General features: G+C 72.8%; 16 protein-coding genes. 5 read left to right on the top strand and 11 right to left on the bottom strand.

Annotation, left to right across the window (positions count from 1 at the left end):
• Positions 1 to 2: 2 nt before the first annotated feature.
• The 6 genes from ACZ4TO_RS13340 to ACZ4TO_RS13315 form a co-directional block, all read right to left on the bottom strand.
• Complete coding sequence (locus tag ACZ4TO_RS13340) at positions 3 to 896, bottom strand: carbohydrate ABC transporter permease (protein WP_382782675.1); 894 nt, start codon at positions 894 to 896, stop codon at positions 3 to 5.
• Positions 897 to 899: 3 nt separating this feature from the next.
• Positions 900 to 1,841 (bottom strand): carbohydrate ABC transporter permease, encoded by a 942-nt coding sequence (locus ACZ4TO_RS13335; RefSeq protein ID WP_382782671.1) that lies wholly within the window; start codon positions 1,839 to 1,841, stop codon positions 900 to 902.
• Positions 1,842 to 1,851: 10 nt separating this feature from the next.
• The gene (locus ACZ4TO_RS13330) at positions 1,852 to 3,189 is read right to left on the bottom strand and encodes an ABC transporter substrate-binding protein (RefSeq protein ID WP_382782669.1); all 1,338 of its coding nucleotides are present in this window, start codon (positions 3,187 to 3,189) and stop codon (positions 1,852 to 1,854) included.
• Positions 3,190 to 3,271: 82 nt separating this feature from the next.
• The gene (locus ACZ4TO_RS13325) at positions 3,272 to 4,483 is read right to left on the bottom strand and encodes an ROK family transcriptional regulator (RefSeq protein WP_468024192.1); all 1,212 of its coding nucleotides are present in this window, start codon (positions 4,481 to 4,483) and stop codon (positions 3,272 to 3,274) included.
• Between the two features lie 273 nt (positions 4,484 to 4,756).
• Positions 4,757 to 5,593, bottom strand: a complete 837-nt coding sequence (locus ACZ4TO_RS13320; RefSeq protein ID WP_468024191.1) for a hypothetical protein — start codon at positions 5,591 to 5,593, stop codon at positions 4,757 to 4,759.
• A gap of 444 nt (positions 5,594 to 6,037) precedes the next feature.
• A complete protein-coding gene (locus tag ACZ4TO_RS13315; RefSeq protein ID WP_382782661.1) occupies positions 6,038 to 7,153 on the bottom strand; it encodes a mechanosensitive ion channel family protein in 1,116 nt (371 codons plus the stop codon).
• Between the two features lie 273 nt (positions 7,154 to 7,426).
• Between ACZ4TO_RS13315 and ACZ4TO_RS13310 the strand changes: the two genes are divergently transcribed.
• Entirely contained in the window at positions 7,427 to 7,963 is a 537-nt protein-coding gene (locus tag ACZ4TO_RS13310) for an HNH endonuclease (protein WP_037618871.1), read from the top strand.
• 270 nt (positions 7,964 to 8,233) lie between these two features.
• Here the strand turns inward: ACZ4TO_RS13310 and ACZ4TO_RS13305 are convergent, their stop codons facing one another.
• From ACZ4TO_RS13305 to ACZ4TO_RS13290, 4 genes are all read right to left on the bottom strand, one after another.
• On the bottom strand, positions 8,234 to 9,574 hold the full coding sequence (locus ACZ4TO_RS13305; RefSeq protein ID WP_385045077.1) for an FtsX-like permease family protein: 1,341 nt from the start codon (positions 9,572 to 9,574) through the stop codon (positions 8,234 to 8,236).
• Positions 9,571 to 10,284 carry an ABC transporter ATP-binding protein gene (locus tag ACZ4TO_RS13300; RefSeq protein ID WP_468024190.1) on the bottom strand — a complete coding sequence of 238 codons (714 nt, stop codon included), beginning with the start codon at positions 10,282 to 10,284 and terminating at the stop codon, positions 9,571 to 9,573. The genes ACZ4TO_RS13305 and ACZ4TO_RS13300 overlap by 4 nt, the downstream gene beginning before the upstream one ends.
• On the bottom strand, positions 10,281 to 10,814 hold the full coding sequence (locus ACZ4TO_RS13295) for a PadR family transcriptional regulator (RefSeq protein WP_468024189.1): 534 nt from the start codon (positions 10,812 to 10,814) through the stop codon (positions 10,281 to 10,283). Before ACZ4TO_RS13295 ends, ACZ4TO_RS13300 begins: the two co-directional genes overlap by 4 nt.
• Before the next feature lie 178 nt (positions 10,815 to 10,992).
• Complete coding sequence (locus ACZ4TO_RS13290; RefSeq protein ID WP_468024188.1) at positions 10,993 to 14,235, bottom strand: beta-N-acetylglucosaminidase domain-containing protein; 3,243 nt, start codon at positions 14,233 to 14,235, stop codon at positions 10,993 to 10,995.
• 299 nt (positions 14,236 to 14,534) lie between these two features.
• On the opposite strand from ACZ4TO_RS13290, the gene ACZ4TO_RS13285 reads away from it, so the two are divergent.
• Genes ACZ4TO_RS13285 through ACZ4TO_RS13275 form a run of 3 tightly spaced genes read left to right on the top strand, consistent with a single transcriptional unit; the run spans position 14,535 to position 17,256 of the window.
• Complete coding sequence (locus ACZ4TO_RS13285; RefSeq protein ID WP_382782645.1) at positions 14,535 to 14,804, top strand: hypothetical protein; 270 nt, start codon at positions 14,535 to 14,537, stop codon at positions 14,802 to 14,804.
• A complete protein-coding gene (gene malQ / locus ACZ4TO_RS13280; protein WP_468024187.1) occupies positions 14,804 to 16,960 on the top strand; it encodes a 4-alpha-glucanotransferase in 2,157 nt (718 codons plus the stop codon). Before ACZ4TO_RS13285 ends, malQ begins: the two co-directional genes overlap by 1 nt.
• 56 nt (positions 16,961 to 17,016) lie before the next feature.
• Positions 17,017 to 17,256: a hypothetical protein gene (locus ACZ4TO_RS13275; RefSeq protein WP_339129379.1), complete on the top strand. Its 240-nt coding sequence runs from the start codon at positions 17,017 to 17,019 to the stop codon at positions 17,254 to 17,256.
• Between the two features lie 93 nt (positions 17,257 to 17,349).
• On the opposite strand, the gene ACZ4TO_RS13270 is transcribed toward ACZ4TO_RS13275, so the two are convergent.
• Positions 17,350 to 17,826, bottom strand: coding sequence for a DUF1203 domain-containing protein (locus ACZ4TO_RS13270; protein ID WP_468024186.1), 477 nt, complete (start codon positions 17,824 to 17,826; stop codon positions 17,350 to 17,352).
• Positions 17,827 to 17,938: 112 nt separating this feature from the next.
• On the opposite strand from ACZ4TO_RS13270, the gene pepN reads away from it, so the two are divergent.
• Positions 17,939 to 20,518, top strand: coding sequence for an aminopeptidase N (gene pepN / locus ACZ4TO_RS13265; protein ID WP_385045090.1), 2,580 nt, complete (start codon positions 17,939 to 17,941; stop codon positions 20,516 to 20,518).
• The last annotated feature ends 51 nt before the right edge of the window (positions 20,519 to 20,569 follow it).

The raw sequence follows: 20,569 nt of genomic DNA, 5'->3' as shown, positions 1-20,569 counted from the left end.
GGTTAACCCTTCACTCCGGTGAGCGTGACACCTTCGACGAACGCCTTCTGCGCGAAGAAGAACACGAGGATCACGGGGGCCATGACCAGGACGGTCGCGGCCATGGTGAGATTCCAGTCGGTGTGGTGCGCGCCCTTGAACGACTCCAGGCCGTAACTCAGCGTCCAGGCGCCCGGGTTCTCGGACGCGTAGATCTGGGGTCCGAAGTAGTCGTTCCAGGCGTAGAAGAACTGGAAGAGCGCGACGGCCGCGATGCCGGGCCTCGCCATCGGCAGGACGACCTTGAGCAGCGTCCGCAGCTCCCCGCAGCCGTCGACCTTGGCGGCGTCCAGGTACTCGTTCGGGATGGTCATCAGGAACTGGCGCAGCAGGAAGATGGAGAACGCGTCCCCGAACGCCATCGGGATGATCAGCGGCCACAGGGTGCCGGACAGGTCGAGCTGCTTGGCCCAGAACAGGTACATGGGGATGATCACGACCTGCGGCGGCAGCATCATCATCGAGATGACCAGCATCAGCGACAGATTCCGGCCGCGGAAGCGGAACTTGGCCAGGGCGTAGGCGACGGGGATCGACGAGACGACCGTCAGGACCGTGCCGAAGCCGGCGTACAGCAGGGTGTTCTTCCACCAGGTGAGGAAGCCGGGGGTGTCGAAGACCTTCTTGTAGTTGCCCCACTCCCAGGTGTGCGGGATCAGGTCGCGGCTGAGTGCCTGGCTGTCGCTCATGAGCGAGGTCAGGAACACGAACACGAAGGGCAGCACGAAGAAGAGGGCGGCCGCGACGCCCAGGGAGTGGACCGCGACCCACTCCAGGAGGGCCCTGCGGCGGGCGGTGCGCTCGGCGGGGGAGACGGGCTTCGCCAGCCCCACCGGCTTGTCGAGTACTTGGGTCATCGGTCAGTCACCTGCCTGGATGAGGCCGCCCCGGCGCCGCATCAGGAACGCGGTGAACACCATGGACAGGGCGAACAGCACGAGCGCGACCACACAGGCGGAGCCGTAGTCGAAGCGCTGGAAGCCGAGGTTGTAGACGAGCTGGGGCAGGGTGAGCGTCGACTTGTCGGGGTAGCCGGGCTCGAACTGCGTGCCGGCGCCCTGGATGACGCCGGAGGCGACCTTTCCGGCGATCAGCGGCTGGGTGTAGTACTGCATGGTCTGGATGACCCCGGTGACCACGGCGAACATCACGATGGGCGAGATGTTCGGCAGCGTGACGTACCGGAAGCGCTGCCAGGCCGAGGCGCCGTCCAGTTCGGCGGCCTCGTACTGCTCGGTGGGTACGTCCAGCAGCGCGGCCATGAAGATGACCATCAGGTCACCGATGCCCCACAGGGCCAGCAGGGTCAGGGCGGGCTTGGACCAGGAGGGGTCGTTGAACCAGCCGGGGGCCGAGATGCCGACCTTCTCCAGCAGCGAGTTGACCGGTCCCGTGCCGGGGTTGAGGAGGAAGGCGAAGGCCATGGTGGCGGCCACCGGCGGGGCGAGGTAAGGCAGGTAGAAGAGGGTGCGGAAGACCCCCGTACCCGTCTTGATCTTCGTGATCAGCAGTCCGACGCCGAGCCCGAACAGCACCCGCAGGGTCACCATGACGAGGACCAGCCACAGGGTGTTGCGCAACGCGGGCCAGAACAGCGGGTAGTTCTCGAAGACGTAGCGCCAGTTCTGCGTCCCGCTCCACGTCGGCGCCCTGAAGCCGTCGTAGTGCATGAAGGAGAAGTAGACGGTCGAGATCAGCGGGTAGGCGAAGAAGACCGCGAAGCCGATCAGCCAGGGCGACATGAAGGCGAGGGTCCGCAGCGCCGACCTGCGGCGCTTGGAGGCGAGGGTGACAGTGGTCATGTCCGTGCGGCTACTTCGCCTGCGCGATGTCCGTGTCGATCTGCTTGGCCGTGGCCGCGAGGCCCGCCTTCAGATCCTTCGTCCTGCCGCTCTCGTAGTCGTATCCGAACTGCTGGAGCGTCACGAGGTAGGTGCCGCCGTTGATGGACGCCGGGGTCGTCGTCGAGTTCGGGTTCGAGGCGATGTCCAGGAACGTCTTGAAGCGCGGGTCGTACTTCAGCTTCGGTGACTTGAGGGCGGCGAGCGTCGAGGGCACGTTGTGGATGTCGTTGGCGAAGCCGACCACCGCGTCCGTGTTCGTGGTCATGTACTTGACCAGCTCCCAGGCCGCGTTCTGCTTCCTGCTGGTGGACGGGATGCCCGCGATCGTGCCGGTGATGTAGCCCTTGCCGTACTGGTCCGCCTGGTCGTCCGGGACGGGCAGCGGGGCGACGCCGATCTCGAAGTCCGGCTTGGCCTCCTCGGCCATGCCGAGCCGCCACTCGCCGTCGAGCTGCATGGCCACCTGACCGGTGTGGAAGGGGTGCTTGGGGCCCCACTCGTCACCGAGCTTGGAACGGAAGGTCTCCAGCTTCTTGAAGCCGCCGAGTTCGTCGACGAGCTTCTTCTGGAGCGTGAACCCGGCCGTGAAGGCGGGGTCCTTGGCGACGTTCGACTTGCCCGCGCTGTCGAAGTACGTCGGCGAGAACTGCCCGAAGTAGTGCTCGGTGGTGGACTCCCAGCCGTGGTAGTTCGGCATGAAGCCGAGCTGGGAGTACGAGTCGCCCTGGGCGATCGTGAGCTTCTTGGCGTCCTTCTCGAACTCGGACCAGGTCTTCGGCGGGGAGGCGATCCCGGCCTTCGCGAACGCGTCCTTGTTGTAGTAGAGCCCGTACGCGTCACCGAGGAGCGGCACCGTGCAGCGGTTGCCGTCGAACTGGGTGTACTCGTTCATGGCCTTCGGGAAGGCCGTCTCGGGGTCGATGTTCGCCTTCTTGAAGTAGGGGTTCAGATCGACGAAGGCGCCGGACGAGCAGAACTTGCCCACGTTGTTGGTGGTGAAGGACGAGACCACGTCCGGGGCCTTGTCGCCGCCCGCGCGCAGCGCCTGGTTGATCTTGTCGTCGGTCATGTTGCCGACGATGTTCACGTGGATGTTGGGGTGCGCCTTCTCGAAGCCTGCGACCAGCGACTTCACGGCCTTGACCTCGTTCGGCGCGCTCCAGCCGTGCCAGAAGTTGATCGTCTGTTCCTTGGACGCGTCGTCGCCTCCGCCGCTGTCGGACTGGCCGGTACAGGCGGTGGCGAGGAGGGCTATCGAGGCGGACGCGGCGAGTGCGACGGCCGCCTTTCGTGACATTCCGGGCATGGCGGGATCTCCCTGCGAAGGACGGGGCGGGACATGACGGGGTGGGGGCTCGGGAAGGAGGGGAGCGGCGGGGCGGGCGGACTCAGCGGGAGGTGTCGAAGACCTCGTCGCGGGTGGCCGCCAGGGCGCTCTCCAGCGCCCCGCGCAGCACGGGGTGTTCGTGGACGTCGCCGACGACGAGGCGCGGCCGGGACGCGGCCAGCTCCTCCAGTTCGGCCTGGACCAGGGCGCGCAGCGGTTCGCCGCCCGCGGTGAGCGAGGCTCCGCTGAGGACGACCAGTTCGGGGTCGAGCACGGAGACGAGGGAGGCCAGACCGGTGGCCAGTCCGGTCGCGTACCGCTCCAGGAGCTGCCGGTAGGGGCCCGTGTCGACGGCGGCGGCCCGTTCGACGAGGGCGGCCGCGACCTCGGTGTACGGGCCGGTGGGCAGGTCTTGGACGCCGAGTTCACGGGCCAGCGCGGGGAGGGCCTGGGAGCCGGCGAGTTCCTGGTAGCCACCGCTGTTGGCGCGGGTCACCTGGCGCACCAGGGGCGCGCCGGGCACCGGCAGGAAGCCGACCTCGCCCGCGCCGCCGGTCCAGCCGCGGTGCAGCCGGCCGCCGAGGACGAGGGCGGCGCCGAGACCGCCCTCGTTCCACAGCAGGACGAAGTCCTCGTGGCCCCGGGCGGCGCCGAGCCGCTGCTCGGCGATGGCCACGAGGTTGACGTCGTTCTCGTACTCGACGGGCATCGGCAGGGCCGCGGCCAGTTCGTCGAGGAGCGTGGGGGAGTGCCAGCCGGGCAGGTGCGAGGCGTAGCGCAGCCGGCCGGTGTTGGGGTCGAAGGCGCCGGGCGTCGCGATGACCAGACGGCGGACGTCGTCGCGGGCGAGCCCGGCGGCCTTCACCGCGCCGTCGAGGGCGTCGGTGACCTGCCGTACGACGGGCTGGGCCGCGCGGCGGCCGGGGGTGGGCAGTTCGTACGTGCCGATCGTGCGGCCGGTGATGTCGGCGACGGCGGCGAGGATCCGCTCGGGGGTGACGTCGAGGCCCGCGGCGTGCGCGGCGCCCGGATTGACCTCGTAGAGCTGGGCGCTGGGGCCCGGTCGGCCCTCGCTGGTGCCGGTGGCCAGGACGAGCCCGGCGGCTTCCAGGCGGGCGAGGAGCTGGGAGGCGGTGGGCTTGGACAGCCCGGTGAGCTTCCCGATCCGGGTCCGCGAGAGCGGTCCGTGCGCGAGCAGCAGATCGAGGGCGGCGCGGTCGTTCATCGCGCGCAGGACGCGCGGGGTGCCCGGCGTGCCGGCGGATCCTGCCATGGTGTCGCCACCTGCCCTTCTTCGACCGACCAGCTTCCCAGGGGTGCCTTCGGGAAGTCCACCCAAGATCATTGTTAGGAAAGTTTCCTATTGCTGGTGCGAGGAAAGTAGGCCGGAGGGGGTGCGGGCGTCAAGAGCAACCGCCGTCCGGGTCGCGGGGTCGTCGCCGGAACGCGCGAAGCCGCCCCCGCCGCGGACGAGTTCGTCTGCTGCGGGGGCGGCTCGGGTGGGGCGGAGGAGGCTCGGGTGGGACGGAGGAGGCGCCGGCCTCGGCTACTTCACGTCGACGTAGTCGCCGGCGGCCGTGGCGGTGCCCGTGGTGGACGTGCCCGCGAACGAGTAGCGGTAGGTGCCGTCGGCCGCGGCCTTGACCGTGGTGCTCAGGGCGCCCGCGGTGCCGGAGGTCACCGTCTTGACGGTCTTGTAGGAGGCGGCGCCCTTGGCCTTGAACTGAAGGGCGGCCGGCCGGCCCTTGTAGCCGGTGTACTTGCCCGACGCCCAGTCGGCACGCGTCAGCGCGCCCTTGACGGTGAGGGTGGCACCCTTCTTCACCGGCTCGGGAGTGGCGTTGACGGTGAGCCTGGCGGCGCGCTTGACCTGGGCGGAGCCGGGAACTCCCCACATGTCGTAGCCGAACTGCATGCTGATGTGGTTGTCGGAGTCGTCGTTGTCCGAGGTGTTGCTGCTGTAGAAGCCGGCCACCTTCCAGGTGCCGGCGTCCGCGGCCTCGTAGAGGTACTCGTCGGGTTCGACGTAGATGGCCTCGTGGCAGGACTGCGTGACGGTCGTCGCCGTCGTGGCCGTGGTGGTGCAGACCGGGGCGTCGTCCGGCCCCAGCTCGTTCTCCTGCCGCGAGAGCGACGCCCCGCGGTACAGGAGGATGCCCGCGACGCTCTTCACGCCGTCGACGACGAGGTCGGCGGGCCGCACGAAGGTGTACGTCACCGGGACCTTCACCGTGGTGGTGGTGCCCACGACGATCGGCTTGCCGTTGTTGACGGCCACGTCGGAGAAGGTCAGGTCCGGCGTGGCGGCCGACGCGGACGGCACGGCCAGGGCGGACAGGGCCAGGGCGCCGGACACGGCGGCACCTATGGCGTACTTGTGCATGGTTCCCCACATTCGAGGCGGTCCCCTGGGCGTTGAGCTCCAGAACAAGGGCCCGCTGTGGCTGCGACAGTAGACGGCCGGAGAAGGTGGCCGGAATGCGGGGGTCGTGTGAAGACGATCAACCGCACGCCGGCCGGGGGGCCGGGGTGAGCGCTCGTGGAGGGGCCGGCGGCGAGGGGGCGCGCGACGGTGAAGGGGCACCCGGTGGCGAAGGGGTGCGCGGCGGCGAGGGGGCGCGCGACGGTGAAGGGGCACCCGGTGGCGAAGGGGTGCGCGACGGCGAGGGGGTGCGCGACGGCGAAGAGGCACCCGGTGGCGATGGGGTGCGCGGCGGCGAAGGGGCACCCGGTGGCGATGGGGTGCGCGACGGTGAAGGGGCACCCGGTGGCGAAGGGGCGGCGCCCGGATGTTCCGGACGCCGCCCCTTCCCCGTACCGCCGTGTCCTACTTCGGCACGCTCGACTGAGCCGGGGCCGCGGCCGGAGCCGGGATGGGTGAGGTCGCCACCGACTGGGGGGACTCGGCGTTGGCGTACACCGACGGGGCCGCCACCGCGGCCGACGGGTCGAGGGGCTCCTCCTCCGCGGGCGCGGTGGGGCCGCCCACGATGCGGATCTCCGCGGCGTCGAAGGCGCGCTTGATGCGCCAGCGCAGCTCGCGCTCCACGGACATGGCCTTGCCGGGCATCGTCTTGGCCGAGACCCGGACCACCATCGAGTCGAGGAGGACGCTGTCCAGGCCCAGGATCTCGATCGGGCCCCACAGGCGCTCGTTCCAGGGCTCTTCCTTGCTGATGGTCTCGGCGACCTCGCCGATGACGGACCGGACGTGGTCCAGGTCCTCCGAGGCGCGGACCGTGACGTCCACACCGGCCGTCGCCCAGCCCTGGGAGAGGTTCCCGATGCGCTTGACCTCGCCGTTGCGGATGTACCAGATCTCGCCGTTGTCGCCGCGCAGCTTGGTCACGCGCAGACCCACCTCGATGACCTCGCCGGAGGCCACACCCGCGTCGATCACGTCGCCGACGCCGTACTGGTCCTCCAGGATCATGAAGACGCCGGAGAGGAAGTCCGTGACCAGGTTGCGGGCGCCGAAACCGATCGCGACACCGGCCACACCCGCCGAGGCGAGCAGCGGGGCCAGGTTGATCTCGAACGTGCTGAGGATCATCAGCGCGGCGGTGCCCATGATCAGGAAGGACGCGACCGAGCGCAGGACCGAGCCGATGGCCTGGGAGCGCTGACGGCGGCGCTCCACGTTCACCAGCAGGCCGCCCAGCGCCGTGCCGTCGACCGCCTCGGCGGTGCGGCCCATCCGGTCGATGAGCTTGGTGATCGCCCGGCGCACGAACACTCTCAGTATCGCCGCGATCACCAGCACCAGCAGGACACGCAGACCTATGGCCAGCCAGGTCGACCAGTTCTCCTCGACCCAGCTCGCGGCATGGGTCGCCTTCTCCTGGGCGTCCTGAAGCGTGGGGGTCACCGGACCGGTCGTCGTCGAGGGGGACGGCGACGGAGCCGGACCGGCCGCCAGGGCCGATAGGACGGGCAGGGACACAGCAGGTACCTCCAGGCGTAGCGGTCTGCCCGCGGCGGGGACACGGGAGGGGTTGCCGTCCGGGCAGAACCACCACACTAACGGGGCATCGTGTGTGGATCGTTGTCATCTACGGGGGAGAGACCGTGCTCACCTGGGGATGTAGGGGGTGTGGTCGAAAACACTCCCAGCCCGTTACCGGGACATGGTGGCGCCACCACCAGGCATGAGGGGAGACTGACTGCAGATCGTCCCGGCGCGAGCCACGCGCCGCCGGCGTACAAGGAGGCATCCGTGCCGCACGTCCTGGTCCTCAACGCGTCGTACGAGCCGCTCGGCGTCGTACCGCTCCACCGCGCGCTCGTCCTCGTCCTCGAGAACAAAGCCGTCTGTCTCGAGGAATCCGGCGCCTTCATGCACAGCGCGACCGTTACTGTCCCCGCACCCAGCGTGGTCCGGCTGAAGAGGTTCGTCCGGGTCCCCTACCGAGGGCCCGTCCCGCTGACCAGGCGAGCTCTGTTCGCCCGCGACGGCGGCCGGTGCATGTACTGCGGTGGCGTCGCAACCAGCGTCGACCACGTCATCCCGCGCTCCCGCGGGGGTCAGCACGCCTGGGACAACGTGGTGGCGTCCTGCCGCCGCTGCAACCACACGAAGGCCGACCGCCACCTGGTGGAGATCGGCTGGCGCCTGCGCCACAAACCCGCCCCGCCGACGGGGCTCGCCTGGCGCATCATCGGAACCGGGCACAGGGACCCGCGCTGGATGCCCTACCTCCAACCGTACGGCGCGGACGACGCCATGGCCCGGATCGACGGCATCTCAGCCTGACGATCCGGGCCTTCGCGTTGGTGGCGCCGGCCTCGGCCGCCGCCACCTCCGGCTGACCGGGAGGACCCCCGTGCCTTCCGGCAGCCGCCCCCGTGCCGCACGGTCGGCCGGCCCTGTCCGCGTGCCGCGCGGACATCGTGCCCTGCTCGCGTGCCAGAGGGTCAACGGGCACTCGGTCACCGGCTCCGTCCGCGGGCTTCGGGCCCGGTCCGCGTGCCGGGGCGCCGGGCCCACCTTCCGCGGACGGGACCGGGACGGACCGGGCGCGCATCACGCGTGACGCAGCTCCGCGGGCCGCACCGAGCGGCGCAGGAGAGGTCGCGACGTGGCCGCGGCCAGCAGGGACGCCGCGTAGACGGCGACGGGGACGACCAGCGGCAGCACCGGCACGAATCCATCGCCCGCGAGCTGCCCGTACCAGACGCCGATCGCCAGGCCCCCGGCCCCGGCCAGCGCGACCGCCGGGGCCAGCGGCAGCGCGGTCTCCAGGATCAGAGCGCGCCCCAGCACCGACCGCGGCACTCCCGCCGCGGCCTGCGCGGCGAGGCCGCGGCGGCGGGCGGCCAGCGATTCGGCGGTCCCCACGGCCAGCCCGGACAGGGTGATCGCGAGGGCGAGCAGGATCGCGGCGCCCACGAGATCGAGACCGGTCGTGTAGAAGGCCGGGTCGGCGGGCAGCGAGGCGCGGTCACGCCCGGCGAGCGCGTCGAGCAGGACCTGCCGTATGCCGACGAAGCCCGTCCCCACCACCGTCACCAGCAGCACCGCCGCATGGGTGCGGGCACCCGCCCAGGGGTCGTCCCGCAGCCGCTCGGCCGCGATCAGCACCGCCGGGTTTCCCGTCCGCTCCGCGAGCACGCGGCCCGTCAGCCGGGCGCTCGCCCCGGCCGCCCAGATGGCGCCGGTGCCCGTGATGATCACCACGCCGAACACGAACAGCGGAGTCGTCTCGAACCCGCCGAAGCTGCGCGGAGCGAGGACGAGCCCGGTGAGAAGTATCACGAGAGCCGTCAGGAGCACGGCGAGGCCCGGACCCCGCCCACGGCTCGGGCGTGTGCGGCGCACCCAGCCCAGCGGTGAGGCCACCACCCGGCGCAGGGCCAGCGCGCTCACCAGCGCGCCCAGCACGGGCACGGCGAGGGCGATTCCCGCGAAGCCGGCCCAGACGACCGCCGGCGGGTTGTGCCACTGGCGCAGCAGGACCCCGGCGGAGACGCCGGTGGCGACGGCCGAGCCGGTCAGACACGCGAGGCCCGCCTCCAGCGCGGCGATCCGCCGCACCTGCGCGGGGGCGGCGCCGGCGAGGCGCAGCGCGGCCATCCGCCGGTCGCGGTGCACGGCCCCGATGCGGGCGCACTGCCCGAGGAACCCGAGGACCGGCACCAGCAGGAGCAGCAGGGTCAGGACCACGCCCGCCCGTTCGCCCGGCTGCTGGAGCAGGCCGTGGGCGAGCGGCAGGGCGTACTGCCCCTGGAGCGAGGCGATGGCGACGGCCGCCAGGCAGAGCCCGGTGGCGAGGGCCGCCCCCACGGCCGTGAGCGCGACCCGCCACCCCTCGCGCCGGTCGGAACCGCGGGTCAGGAGCAGGGCGATACGGAGGTCGGTCCTCACCGGGACACCTCCGTCGTGGCCGCCGGGGCCGTCGCCGGGGTGTCGGAGCCGGTCACGACGCCGTCCCGCAGCGAGATCTCACGGTCCGCGTACGCCGCCACCTGGGCGTCGTGCGTGATCAGCAGGACCGCCGTGCCAGCCTCCCGGGCGGTGTGGATCAGGGCGGCCATCACCTGCTCCCCGGCGAGGGAGTCCAGCGCGCCGGTCGGCTCGTCCGCGAAGACGGCCTTCGGGTCCGTGACGAGGGCCCTGGCCAGCGCCACCCGCTGGGCCTGGCCGCCGCTCATCTCACCGGGCCGCAGCGCCTCCTGCCCCCGCACGCCGAACCGCTCCAGCCACTCGCCCGCCCGCTCCCGCGCGGCCGCCCGTGAGGCGCCCGCGAGCAGCAGGGGCAGCGCCACGTTGTCGGCGGCGGTCAGTTCGGGGATGAGCTGGCCGAACTGGAACACCACCCCGAAGTCCGTGCGGCGCAGCTCGCCGAGCCGCTTCTCCGGGAGCAGGTCGAGGCGCTCACCCGCGTACTCCACCGTTCCGCCGTCGGGCCTGACGATGCCGGCCAGGCAGTGGAGCAGGGTGGACTTGCCGCTGCCGCTGGCCCCGGTGACGGCGAGGACCTCGCCCGCGGCCAGGTCCAGTGAGGCGCCGCGCAGGGCGGGGGTCGGGCCGTGCGCCTTGACCAGGTCCCTGGCGGTCAGAAGGGGGGTGCTCATGCTGTGTCGACCTCCGCGGTCAGGGTGGTGAGCCGGGCCGCCGTGGTCGCCATCCAGCGGAGATCGGCGTCGAGGTGGTTGAGGGCGTAGTCGGCCGACAGGACGGTCGCGAGGTCCGCGCCGGGTGTCGTCTTGACCGCCGTGAGCTCGCGCATCCGCGCCATGTGCGCGGCGCGCTGCGCCCGCAGATAGCCGGCCGGGTCGGCCGAGGCCAGGATCGAGACGACGACCTTGGCGAAGATCTCGTTCGTCACGAAGGGCGCGGGGGGCGCGATCTCTCCCGCCCAGTGGGTCAGTTCACGCGTTCCGTCCCGGGTCGAGCGGTACAGGGTCCGCTCGGGTCCTCCGTCCGAGTCGGTGCCGTCGACCGCGGCGAGGCCGTCGCGGACCAGCCGTTGCAAGGTCGTGTACACCTGCCCGTACGCCAGTGGGCGGGCCTGCGGGAAGCGTTCGTCGTGGCGTCGCTTGAGGTCGTACCCATGGCTGGGTCCTCCGGCGAGCAGCCCCAACAGGATGTGACGGGTGCTCATGGAGATCAGTATGCACTCAAGATATGTACTGAGTGAATAGCTGGCGACGAAAAGCTGATCACCCATTGCCCGAGGGGCGCGGAGGAGAGCCGAGGAGCGTCGGGTAGTGCCGAGGGGCACGTGGGAGCGCGAGAGAGCGCAGAGGGAAGCCGGGAGCGGCGAGAGCCCCGGCCGGGCCTCACTCCGCGACCGCGTACGCCTCCGCCGACCACAGCGAGTACCCGTACGCCGTGGCCCTCCGCGTCCCCTGGACGCGGACGTAGCGGACGTCGCGTTCGTCGAAGCGGAGGGATTCCCGGCCGCCGCGGCTGTCGGTCACGGTCGTCGCCGTGCGCCAGACGCGGCCGTCGGCGGAGACCTGGACGCGGTACGCGGAGGGGTGCGCGTCCTGCCAGGTCAGCACGAGCCGGCCGAGGCGCGCCGGTTCGGCCAGCTCCACCTGCCACCAGGCGCCGTCGTCCACCGGGGAGGACCAGCGGGTCGCCGGGTCCCCGTCGTTGGCCGCCGAGGCCGGGAAGTCGGGGGTCTCGTCGGCGGACGAGGAGGCCGTGCCGGTGCGGGCGAGGTCGGGGCCCGCCGTACGCGGGAAGGCGCGGACCGTCAGGGTGCGGGTCTGTGCGCCGAACGCGACCGTCACCTCGTACGAGCCCGACGGTGTTCCCTGAGGGACCGTGACCTCGACGACGCTGTCGACCACGGCGCCACGCGCCAGGGTGGGCGAGGGCCGGGAGACCTTGACCCGGATGCCCTCGGGGGCGTGTGCGGTCAGCTCACCCCTGACGCCGGTGGGGCGCAGGGACGTCAGCCGGGCGGTGATCCGCTCCGTGCCGCCGATCTCCACGTCCGTCGTGGAGCGGTCCAGGTCCAGGGCCGCGGCGGGCGTGTCGGCGAACCACGGCACGAGGTGGCGGACCTGGGAACGCCCGGGTCCCACGACCCGCAGCGCGTCCACGCGCATGCCCCGCGCGCCGAGCTGCGCCGCGCCGAGTTCCGTCGCGCCCCCGGCGGTGAGGGGGCCGAGGTACCGCCAGCCCTCGCCCGGCACGTGCGCCTCGACGAAGCCCGTCGCGGTGGGGTCGGTGAGCACGCTGAGGTCGGTGAGGGTGCGCGGGCGCGGGAGCAGCACGAGACGGCCGTCCCGCGCGTCGCCGTCCTTCGTGGTGCCGTCGTCCGGCGCGGCCCCCGCGCCGCCGTCGCCCTTTCCGCCCGGGTCCGCCGTGCCCCCGCCGCCGGTTCCGGTGCCGCCGTTCCCGGCCGCGCCGGGGTTCTTCGGGGTGTCCCGGCCGGTGGAGGACTCGTTGTCGAGGCCCGCCCACTGCTCGTACGCCGTGCGGGCCCGCTTCAGGAACGGGTCGAGCACGCCCGTGCCGACCTTCGCCCCGCTCGCCGCGAGTTCGCCGCGCAGCCGGTTCAGGGCGCGGTACGCCGCCCACGCCGTCGTCGCGTCACCGTTCGACTGGGCGGCGAGCAGGTCGACGGCCGTCTCACCGGCCGCGCCGTAGCGCGCCAACTGCTCGGTCCAGGGAGCCACTTCGGTGGCGATCGGGCGGCCGGCCAGCCGCCCCGGCGTCTCGCGCATCACCGTGAAGGCGGCGCGCAGCCGCCCGGCCGCACCCTCGGCCGCCGCGTGGTCCGCGCCCGTCCGCGCCTGCCAGAACGCCTCCATGAGCGGGCGAAGGTACGCCGACTCCTCGCCGCCGAGGACGGAGGAGGCCTCGTTCCCGGCCAGCGCGCGCAGCGCGTCCGCGTCCTCGGCGTCCCCGCCCGCGAGGTCCTCGATCGCGGCCCGCCAGGACTCCTGGGGCCGGTAGTCCCGCGGGTTCCAGGCGTAGTCGGCCGTCGTGAACAGCGGGATGCGGGAGGCTTCCGCCTGGGGCATCGCGTTGGCGAGCAGGGCCGCCGAACCGGTGGCCACCGCAGGGTCGCGCCCCTGGTAGGGGCCGAGGAAGACGCGGTCCTGGGCGTAGTCGTTGACGGGGTAGTTGTCCATGGTGACGAGCCGGTGGCTGCCGAACACCGCCCGGGTGCGGGCCAGTTCGCCGCCGGTGATGGTCTTCGGCACGACCCCGATGCCCGTCCAGGCGATCTCGACGCCCTTGTCCAGGGCGGCCGCGAGCTTCCGCCGGTAGTCGGTCGAACCGTCCTCGTAGTACTCCGTCGGCATCAGGGACAGCGCGGCCACCTCCGGGTGGCGGGCGGCGAGATGCCGGGCCACGGCGTTCGCCACCCGTGCCTGTGCCTTCGCCGCCGCGCCGGGGCCGGAGCCGAACGCGTCCGCGTCCGCCCCGCAGTGCCACTCGGTGTAGCTGACGTCCTGGAACTGAAGCTGGAAGGACCGGAATCCGAGCGCCCACATGGCGTCGAGCTTGCGCGTCAGGGCCTTGACGTCGGCGTCCGAGGAGAAGCACATCGCCTGCCCCGGGGCCACCGCCCAGGTCAGCGTGACGTGGTTGCGGCGCGCCCGCTCCGCCAGGTCCCGGAAGCGGGCGCGCTCCCCGGCCGGGTACGGCTCACGCCAGCGCGCCTGCCGGAAGAGGTCGTCGCCGGGCGCGTACACGTAGCGGTTCTGCTTGGTCCTGCCCATGAAGTCGAGCTGCGCGAGCCGCTGTTCGGGGGTCCACGGGCTGCCGTAGAACCCCTCGGTGACGCCCCGCACGGCGGTGCCGGGCCAGTCGCGGACGACGGCACCGGCGATCCGGCGGTCGGCGCCCAGGAGTTGACCGAGGCTCTGCACCCCGTGGAACAGGCCGTCCTCGCCGACTCCCGCGAGCGCGACCGTGTCCCGGCCGTCCACGCGGCCGACGGCCAGCCGGTAGCCGCCGGAGGGCAGATCGGCCCGGGGCGCGGCGCCGAGCGCCGTGAGGGCCCGCTCCAGGGAGCCGGATGCGGCGGGCGGGACGCCGAAGGTCCCGGCGCCCCGCCCGCCGGTGTCCGCGGTGTCCGTCCCCAGCCGCACCACCAGCGCGTGCGCCGGGAGCGCGTCACCGTCACGCGCGGTTGTGATCGTGCGCGCGCCGGCCTGTCGCAGCAACGCGCGCAGCGCTTCGAGGGCGTACGGGTCGAGATCGCTGTCCGGGGCGTACGCGTCGACGCTCACGCCGGGGGCGTGCGGGGCCAGGGGGACGCCCGGGGCGTACGAACCCGCCGGACGCGAGCCGCCGGAGGTGTCCGCCGCGGGGGTGACCAGGACGACCTCGTCCGTGACGGTGACCGGGGTGCCGTTCGCGCGCAGCGACTGGGGGCGGGGCCAGACGGCGGGCGCGGTGCTCCCGGCGGCCTGGTCGCCTCCGGCGGGTTCGCGGTCGTCCGCGGAGGCCGCCGGGCCATGGGGCGCCGCGAGAGCCGCGGGGGCCGTCACGAACGTGCTCGCGACCACGGCGAACGCCAGTGCGGTCGCTCCTTTTCCACGCCCGAGTCGCACGGTTCCCCCTCGTAGCCCGCCATCCCGGCTGCGGCTTCGGTGTGCCGTCGAGCCCACCATTCGGGTGGTGAGGGTGTCAACGAGAGTGGCCGAAGTGCCGGGATTACCCCAGCCTGGAGGCGCGGTCCGGCCTCGCGGGACGGCGACGGAGTGTGACCAGGACCACGTTGTCCGTCCGTGAGCGTCTGCCGTCGCGCCCACGGGGTAGGGCTGCGATGACCGCCCGGGGCATCCGTTTCCGGCACGAACCGCCGGAATGCCCCCGGTCGCCGTATCCGACCTCGACAAGGAGGCCCCCCGTGGCCGCATCGGCACACCTGCTCCTCACGGCCCTGTCCGAACGCGCGGCTCACTCGTCCGTCCCCGGCCCCCGCGCCGGCCGGGCGTCCGCCGAGCCCGAGGACGCCCACCTGAGCCCGCTCGGCTCGGAGAGCGCCTGCACGGCGGCACCGCTGACCAGCGAACCCCCGCTGCCCGACGCCGAGCCGCTGACCAGTGAGCCGCCGCTCGCGGACACCGCGCATCTGACGAGCGAGCCCACCTCGGCCGGCGCCGCGTCGGGGGTCTGATGCCACCCACCGGGCCCGCCGACCCGCCGCGGACGGCCTCGGAGCCGGCGCCGCGGACGCCCCTGTCCCAGCTCGCCGAACTGCACGGTGTCGCCCCCGAGTACAGCCCGTCCCCCGGCCGCACGATCGCGGCGCCGGACACGGCGCTCGTCGCGATCCTGGCCGCCCTCGGCGTCGACGCGAGCACCCCGGAGGCCGTCCGGGCCGCCCTCGCGCTGCACGAGGCCGGGACGGCGCGGCGGCTGCTGCCGCCGACCCTGGTGTGCTGGGGCGGACTCGTCCCCGCCGAGATCGCCGCGCTGCCGGACGGCACCCGCCTGAGCGTGACCACCGAACAGGGCGAGTCCCGGGCGTCCGCCGAGAACCTTCCGCCGGGTGTCCACACGCTGCACGCCAGTGCCCCCGACGGCCGCGCCGCCGACGCCCACCTCGTCGTCGCCCCCACCCGGCTGCCCGCGCCGCCCGGACGCGCCTACGGCCTGCTCGTCCAGCTCTACTCCCTGCTCTCCCGCCACTCCTGGGGCATGGGCGACCTCGGCGACCTCGCCGAACTGACCGCCTGGGCGGGACGGGCGCTCGGCGCCGGATTCGTCCAGGTCAACCCGCTGCACGCGGCCGTGCCCGGCGACCCCACCGACCCCTCCCCGTACCGGCCCTCCTCCCGCCGCTTCCCCGACCCGGTGCACCTGCGCGTCGAGGACATCCCCGAGTACCCCTACGCCGAGGACCAGGACCGGCTGCGCACCCTCCGCGAGCGCGCCGAACGGCTGCGCGACTCCGTCCTGCGCAAGGGCGCGCTCATCGACCGCGACGCCGTGTGGGAGCTCAAGCGCGAGGCCCTCGCGGCGGTGCGCGCCGTCCCGCTCGGGCCCGGACGGCAGGCCGCGTACGCCGATTTCCTCGCCGAGGAGGGCCGCGCGCTGGAGGACCACGCCACCTGGTGCGCGCTCGCCGAGGTGCACGGCTCCGACTGGCGGAACTGGCCCGCGGCCCTGCGCGACCCCCGCTCGTCCGCGACCGCCCGCGCCCGGGCCGAACTGATGGACCGCGTCGACTTCCACAGCCGGCTCGCCTGGCTCACCGAGGCCCAGCTCGCCCGCGCCCAGCGCTCCGCGCGCGACGCGGGCATGGCCGTCGGTCTCGTGCACGACCTCGCCGTCGGCGTCCACCCCGACGGAGCCGACGCCTGGGCCCAGCAGGAGTACTTCGCCGCCGGCATGTCCGTCGGCGCGCCCCCCGACGCCTTCAACGCCCGCGGCCAGGACTGGGGCCTGCCGCCCTGGCGGCCCGACCGGCTCGCCGCCTCCGGCTACGCCCCCTACCGCCGGCTGCTGCGCGCGCTCCTGCGGCACGCGGGCGCCCTGCGCATCGACCACGTCATGGGCCTGTTCCGGCTCTGGTGGATCCCCGAGGGGCAGCCCCCCACCGAGGGCACGTACGTCCGCTACGACGCCGAGGCGATGCTCGCGATCCTCGTCCTGGAGGCCTCGCGGGCCGGAGCGCTGGTCATCGGCGAGGACCTCGGCACCGTCGAACCCGGGGTGCGCGAGAAGCTCCAGGAACGCGGAGTGCTCGGCACCTCCGTGCTGTGGTTCGAACGCGACTGGGACGGGGACGGCCTGCCCCTGCCGCCCGAGGCCTGGCGCACCGACTGCCTGGCCACCGCCACCACCCACGACCTGCCGTCCACCGCGGCCCGGTTCACCGGCGAGCACGTCGAACTCCGCGACCGGCTCGGACTGTTGACCGGCTCCCTCGACGAGGAACGGGCGGCCGCCGCCACGGACGTCCGGGAGTGGCTGGCCCTGCTCTCCCGGCTCGGGCTGCTGCGCGGTCCGAGCGGCGGGGCGCCCGCCTCGGTGGAGGAGGCCGAGATCCAGGCCGTGCACCGCTTCCTGCTGCGCACCCCGGCCCGGCTGATCGGCGTCTGGCTCCCGGACGCCGTCGGCGACCGCCGCCCGCAGAACCTTCCGGGCACCTGGGACGAGTACCCCAACTGGCGGCTGCCCGTCGCCGACGCCGAGGGCCGCCCGGTGACCCTGGAGGAACTGGCCGCCTCGCCCAGGCTGCACGCCCTCATCGACGTCGTACGGGCCGAGAGCGACCGCACGGGCGGGTCCGGGAGCCCTCCGGAGCGGCCGCCCCGCGCCCCGTGACCTCCGTACGGCACCCCGGGCGCGCGGCCCGGTCGGGTGTTCGCTACGTTTGCACCGTGGACAAGAAGAACGCCCTGCGCGCCGGTGCCCTGGCGGCCGGCACGACGCTGATGATGCTGCTCATGTCGTCCCCCGCGCTCGCGCTGACCCGCGACGACGGCGACGACCCCGGCTCCGGCCTGAGCGTGATCGAGACGCTCGGCCTCTACGTCGCGCTGCCGCTCGTGCTGTTCGGGGGCATCACCGCCCTCGTGATGGTCCTGGACAAGTCCCACAAGCAGCCGAAGCAGGGCTGAACCCCGCCCACCGACTCCGTGTCGAGGGAGTCCGCGCACCCACCGGTGCGCGGACTCCCTCGACGCGTTTCCCGGCCGCTCCGCCGCGCCGCCTCAGGGCCGCCGCACCTCGTACAGGAAGCAGCCGTACTCCACCGCCCGTACGTGGACCAGCGCCACCTCCGGGTCCGCGAACGCCTCCGTGAAGGCCTCGCCGAACGCGGACGGCGTCGCGGCCAGCCGGCCGCCCAGGATGTGTCCCTGGGCCGAATAGCGGCGGACCACGCGGTGGGCGTTCGTGAAGGGCAGGACGTCCGTGGCCGGGCCCGCGCACTCGTCCGCGTGGACGAAGACCGGGCCCGTCTCCTCGTAGGGACCCGGCTGCGCTCCGGTCCGTGCCGCCCAGCGGCGCAACGGGGCGTAGGAGACCAGGCAGACACGCTCCCCGGGCTCGCTGCGGCGCAGACAGCACCGCAAGGGGGACCCGCCCTCCTCGTCGGTCAGCGGGACGGGCCGGCGGCCCGCGTCGTCGGTGTCGCGGAGCTCCTTCAGGGCGACCGCGCCGATGGGCTGTGCGGTGTACGTCGTCATACCCCAAGGCTCACGCCCGCGACGGCCCGGCACCGGCGGGAAACGGACATCGCGCTGTGTGCGGGTCCCGTGGAAGGATGGCGCAACCCACACATAACGAGGAGATGACCGCGTGCCTGGCACAAACCTGACCCGCGAAGAGGCGCAGCAGCGGGCGAAGCTGCTCACCGTTGACTCGTACGAGGTCGAACTCGACCTCTCCGGCGCGCAGGAGGGCGGCACCTACCGGTCCGTGACCACGGTGCGCTTCGACTCCGCCGAGACCGGCGCGGAGTCCTTCATCGACCTGGTCGCCCCGGCCGTCCACGAGGTCACCCTCAACGGCGACCCGCTCGACGCGGCCGAGGTCTTCCAGGACTCGCGGATCGCGCTGCCCGGGCTCCTGGAGGGGCGCAACGTCCTGCGCGTCGTCGCCGACTGCGCCTACACCAACACCGGTGAGGGCCTGCACCGGTTCGTCGACCCCGTCGACCAGCAGGCCTACCTCTACACCCAGTTCGAGGTGCCGGACGCCCGCCGCGTCTTCGCGTCCTTCGAGCAGCCCGACCTCAAGGCCACCTTCCAGTTCACCGTGAAGGCGCCGACCGGCTGGACGGTCATCTCCAACTCGCCGACCCCGGAGCCCAAGGACGACGTCTGGGTCTTCGAGCCCACGCCGCGGATCTCGACGTACATCACCGCGCTCATCGTCGGCCCGTACCACTCCGTGCACAGCGTGTACGAGAAGGACGGGCAGACCGTTCCGCTCGGCATCTACTGCCGCCCCTCGCTCGCCGAGTTCCTCGACTCGGACGCGATCTTCGAGGTCACCCGGCAGGGCTTCGACTGGTTCCAGGAGAAGTTCGACTACGCGTACCCCTTCACGAAGTACGACCAGCTCTTCGTGCCCGAGTTCAACGCGGGCGCCATGGAGAACGCGGGCGCGGTCACCATCCGCGACCAGTACGTCTTCCGCTCCAAGGTCACCGACGCCGCGTACGAGCTGCGCGCCGAGACGATCCTGCACGAGCTGGCCCACATGTGGTTCGGCGACCTCGTGACCATGGAGTGGTGGAACGACCTGTGGCTGAACGAGTCGTTCGCCACCTACACCTCCATCGCCTGTCAGGCCTACCACCCCGACAGCCGCTGGCCGCACTCCTGGACCACCTTCGCCAACTCCATGAAGACGTGGGCGTACCGGCAGGACCAGCTCCCCTCCACCCACCCGATCATGGCCGAGATCCGCGACCTCGACGACGTGCTCGTCAACTTCGACGGCATCACGTACGCCAAGGGCGCCTCCGTCCTCAAGCAGCTCGTCGCCTACGTCGGCATGGACGAGTTCTTCCGCGGCGTCCAGGCCTACTTCAAGGCCCACGCCTTCGGGAACACGCGCCTGTCCGACCTGCTCGGCGCCCTGGAGGAGACCTCCGGACGCGACCTCGGCACCTGGTCGCAGAAGTGGCTCCAGACCGCCGGCATCAACATCCTGCGCCCGGAGATCGAGACCGACGCCCAGGGCGTCGTGACCGCGTTCGCCATCCGCCAGGAGGCGCCCGCGCTGCCCGCCGGCGCCCAGGGCGAGCCCACGCTGCGCCCGCACCGCATCGCGGTCGGCCTCTACGAGCTCGACGGCGCCAGCGGCAAGCTGGTGCGCGACGAGCGCATCGAGCTGGACGTCGACGGCGAGCTGACCGCCGTACCGCACCTGCTCGGCAAGCGCCGCCCCGACGTGATCCTGCTCAACGACGACGACCTGTCGTACGCCAAGGTCCGCCTCGACGAGGACTCCCTGGCGTTCGTCACCGAGCACCTCGGCGACTTCGAGTCCTCCCTGCCGCGCGCCCTGTGCTGGGCCTCGGCCTGGGACATGACCCGCGACGCCGAACTCGCCACCCGCGACTACCTGGCCCTGGTGCTGTCCGGCATCGGCAAGGAGTCCGACATCGGTGTCGTGCAGTCGCTGCACCGCCAGGTGAAGCTCGCGATCGAGCTGTACGCCGACCCGGCGGCCCGCGAGGCGCTGCTGACCCGCTGGACCGACGCCACGCTCGCCCACCTGCGCGCGGCCGAGGCCGGCGGCGACCACCAGCTCGCCTGGGCGCGCGCCTTCGCCGCGACCGCGCGCACCCCGGAGCAGCTCGACCTCCTGGAGGCGCTGCTCGAAGGCCGCGAGACCGTCGAGGGCCTCGCCGTCGACACCGAGCTGCGCTGGGCGTTCGTCCAGCGGCTCGCGGCCGTCGGACGCTTCGACGAGGCGGAGATCGCCGCCGAGTACGAGCGCGACAAGACCGCCGCGGGCGAGCGGCACGCGGCCACCGCCCGCGCCGCCCGGCCCACCGCGGAGGCGAAGGCCGAGGCCTGGGCCTCCGTCGTCGAGTCCGACAAGCTCCCGAACGCCGTGCAGGAAGCGGTCATCGGCGGCTTCGTGCAGAGCGACCAGCGTGAGCTGCTCGCCCCGTACACGGACAAGTACTTCGCCGTGGTCAAGGAGATCTGGGACGCGCGCTCGCACGAGATCGCCCAGCAGATCGCGACCGGCCTCTACCCGGGCATCCACATCGCCGAGGAGACCCTCGCCAGGACGGACGCGTGGCTGGCTTCGGCCGAGCCCAACGCCGCCCTGCGGCGCCTCGTCTCGGAGTCCCGCTCGGGTGTCGAGCGCGCCCTGAAGGCGCAGGCGGCGGACGCGCGCGCGGCCACCGCCTAGCGACGCGGCGGGAACGAACGCGGCAGGACCGAGAAACCGAGGGGGCGGGCA

The sequence above is a fragment of the Streptomyces sp. NPDC028298 genome, from assembly GCF_055565895.1.
This window is presented reverse-complemented; position numbering and strand designations above follow the sequence as displayed.

Coding starts and splice junctions, on each gene's coding strand:
- ACZ4TO_RS13270 (WP_468024186.1), bottom strand. CDS start 17,826: ATGACGACGTACACCGCACAGCCCATCGGCGCGGTCGCCCTGAAGGAG.
- ACZ4TO_RS13300 (WP_468024190.1), bottom strand. CDS start 10,284: ATGAGCACCCCCCTTCTGACCGCCAGGGACCTGGTCAAGGCGCACGGC.
- ACZ4TO_RS13320 (WP_468024191.1), bottom strand. CDS start 5,593: ATGCACAAGTACGCCATAGGTGCCGCCGTGTCCGGCGCCCTGGCCCTG.
- ACZ4TO_RS13340 (WP_382782675.1), bottom strand. CDS start 896: ATGACCCAAGTACTCGACAAGCCGGTGGGGCTGGCGAAGCCCGTCTCC.
- ACZ4TO_RS13295 (WP_468024189.1), bottom strand. CDS start 10,814: ATGAGCACCCGTCACATCCTGTTGGGGCTGCTCGCCGGAGGACCCAGC.
- ACZ4TO_RS13325 (WP_468024192.1), bottom strand. CDS start 4,483: ATGGCAGGATCCGCCGGCACGCCGGGCACCCCGCGCGTCCTGCGCGCG.
- malQ (WP_468024187.1), top strand. CDS start 14,804: ATGCCACCCACCGGGCCCGCCGACCCGCCGCGGACGGCCTCGGAGCCG.
- ACZ4TO_RS13330 (WP_382782669.1), bottom strand. CDS start 3,189: ATGCCCGGAATGTCACGAAAGGCGGCCGTCGCACTCGCCGCGTCCGCC.
- ACZ4TO_RS13335 (WP_382782671.1), bottom strand. CDS start 1,841: ATGACCACTGTCACCCTCGCCTCCAAGCGCCGCAGGTCGGCGCTGCGG.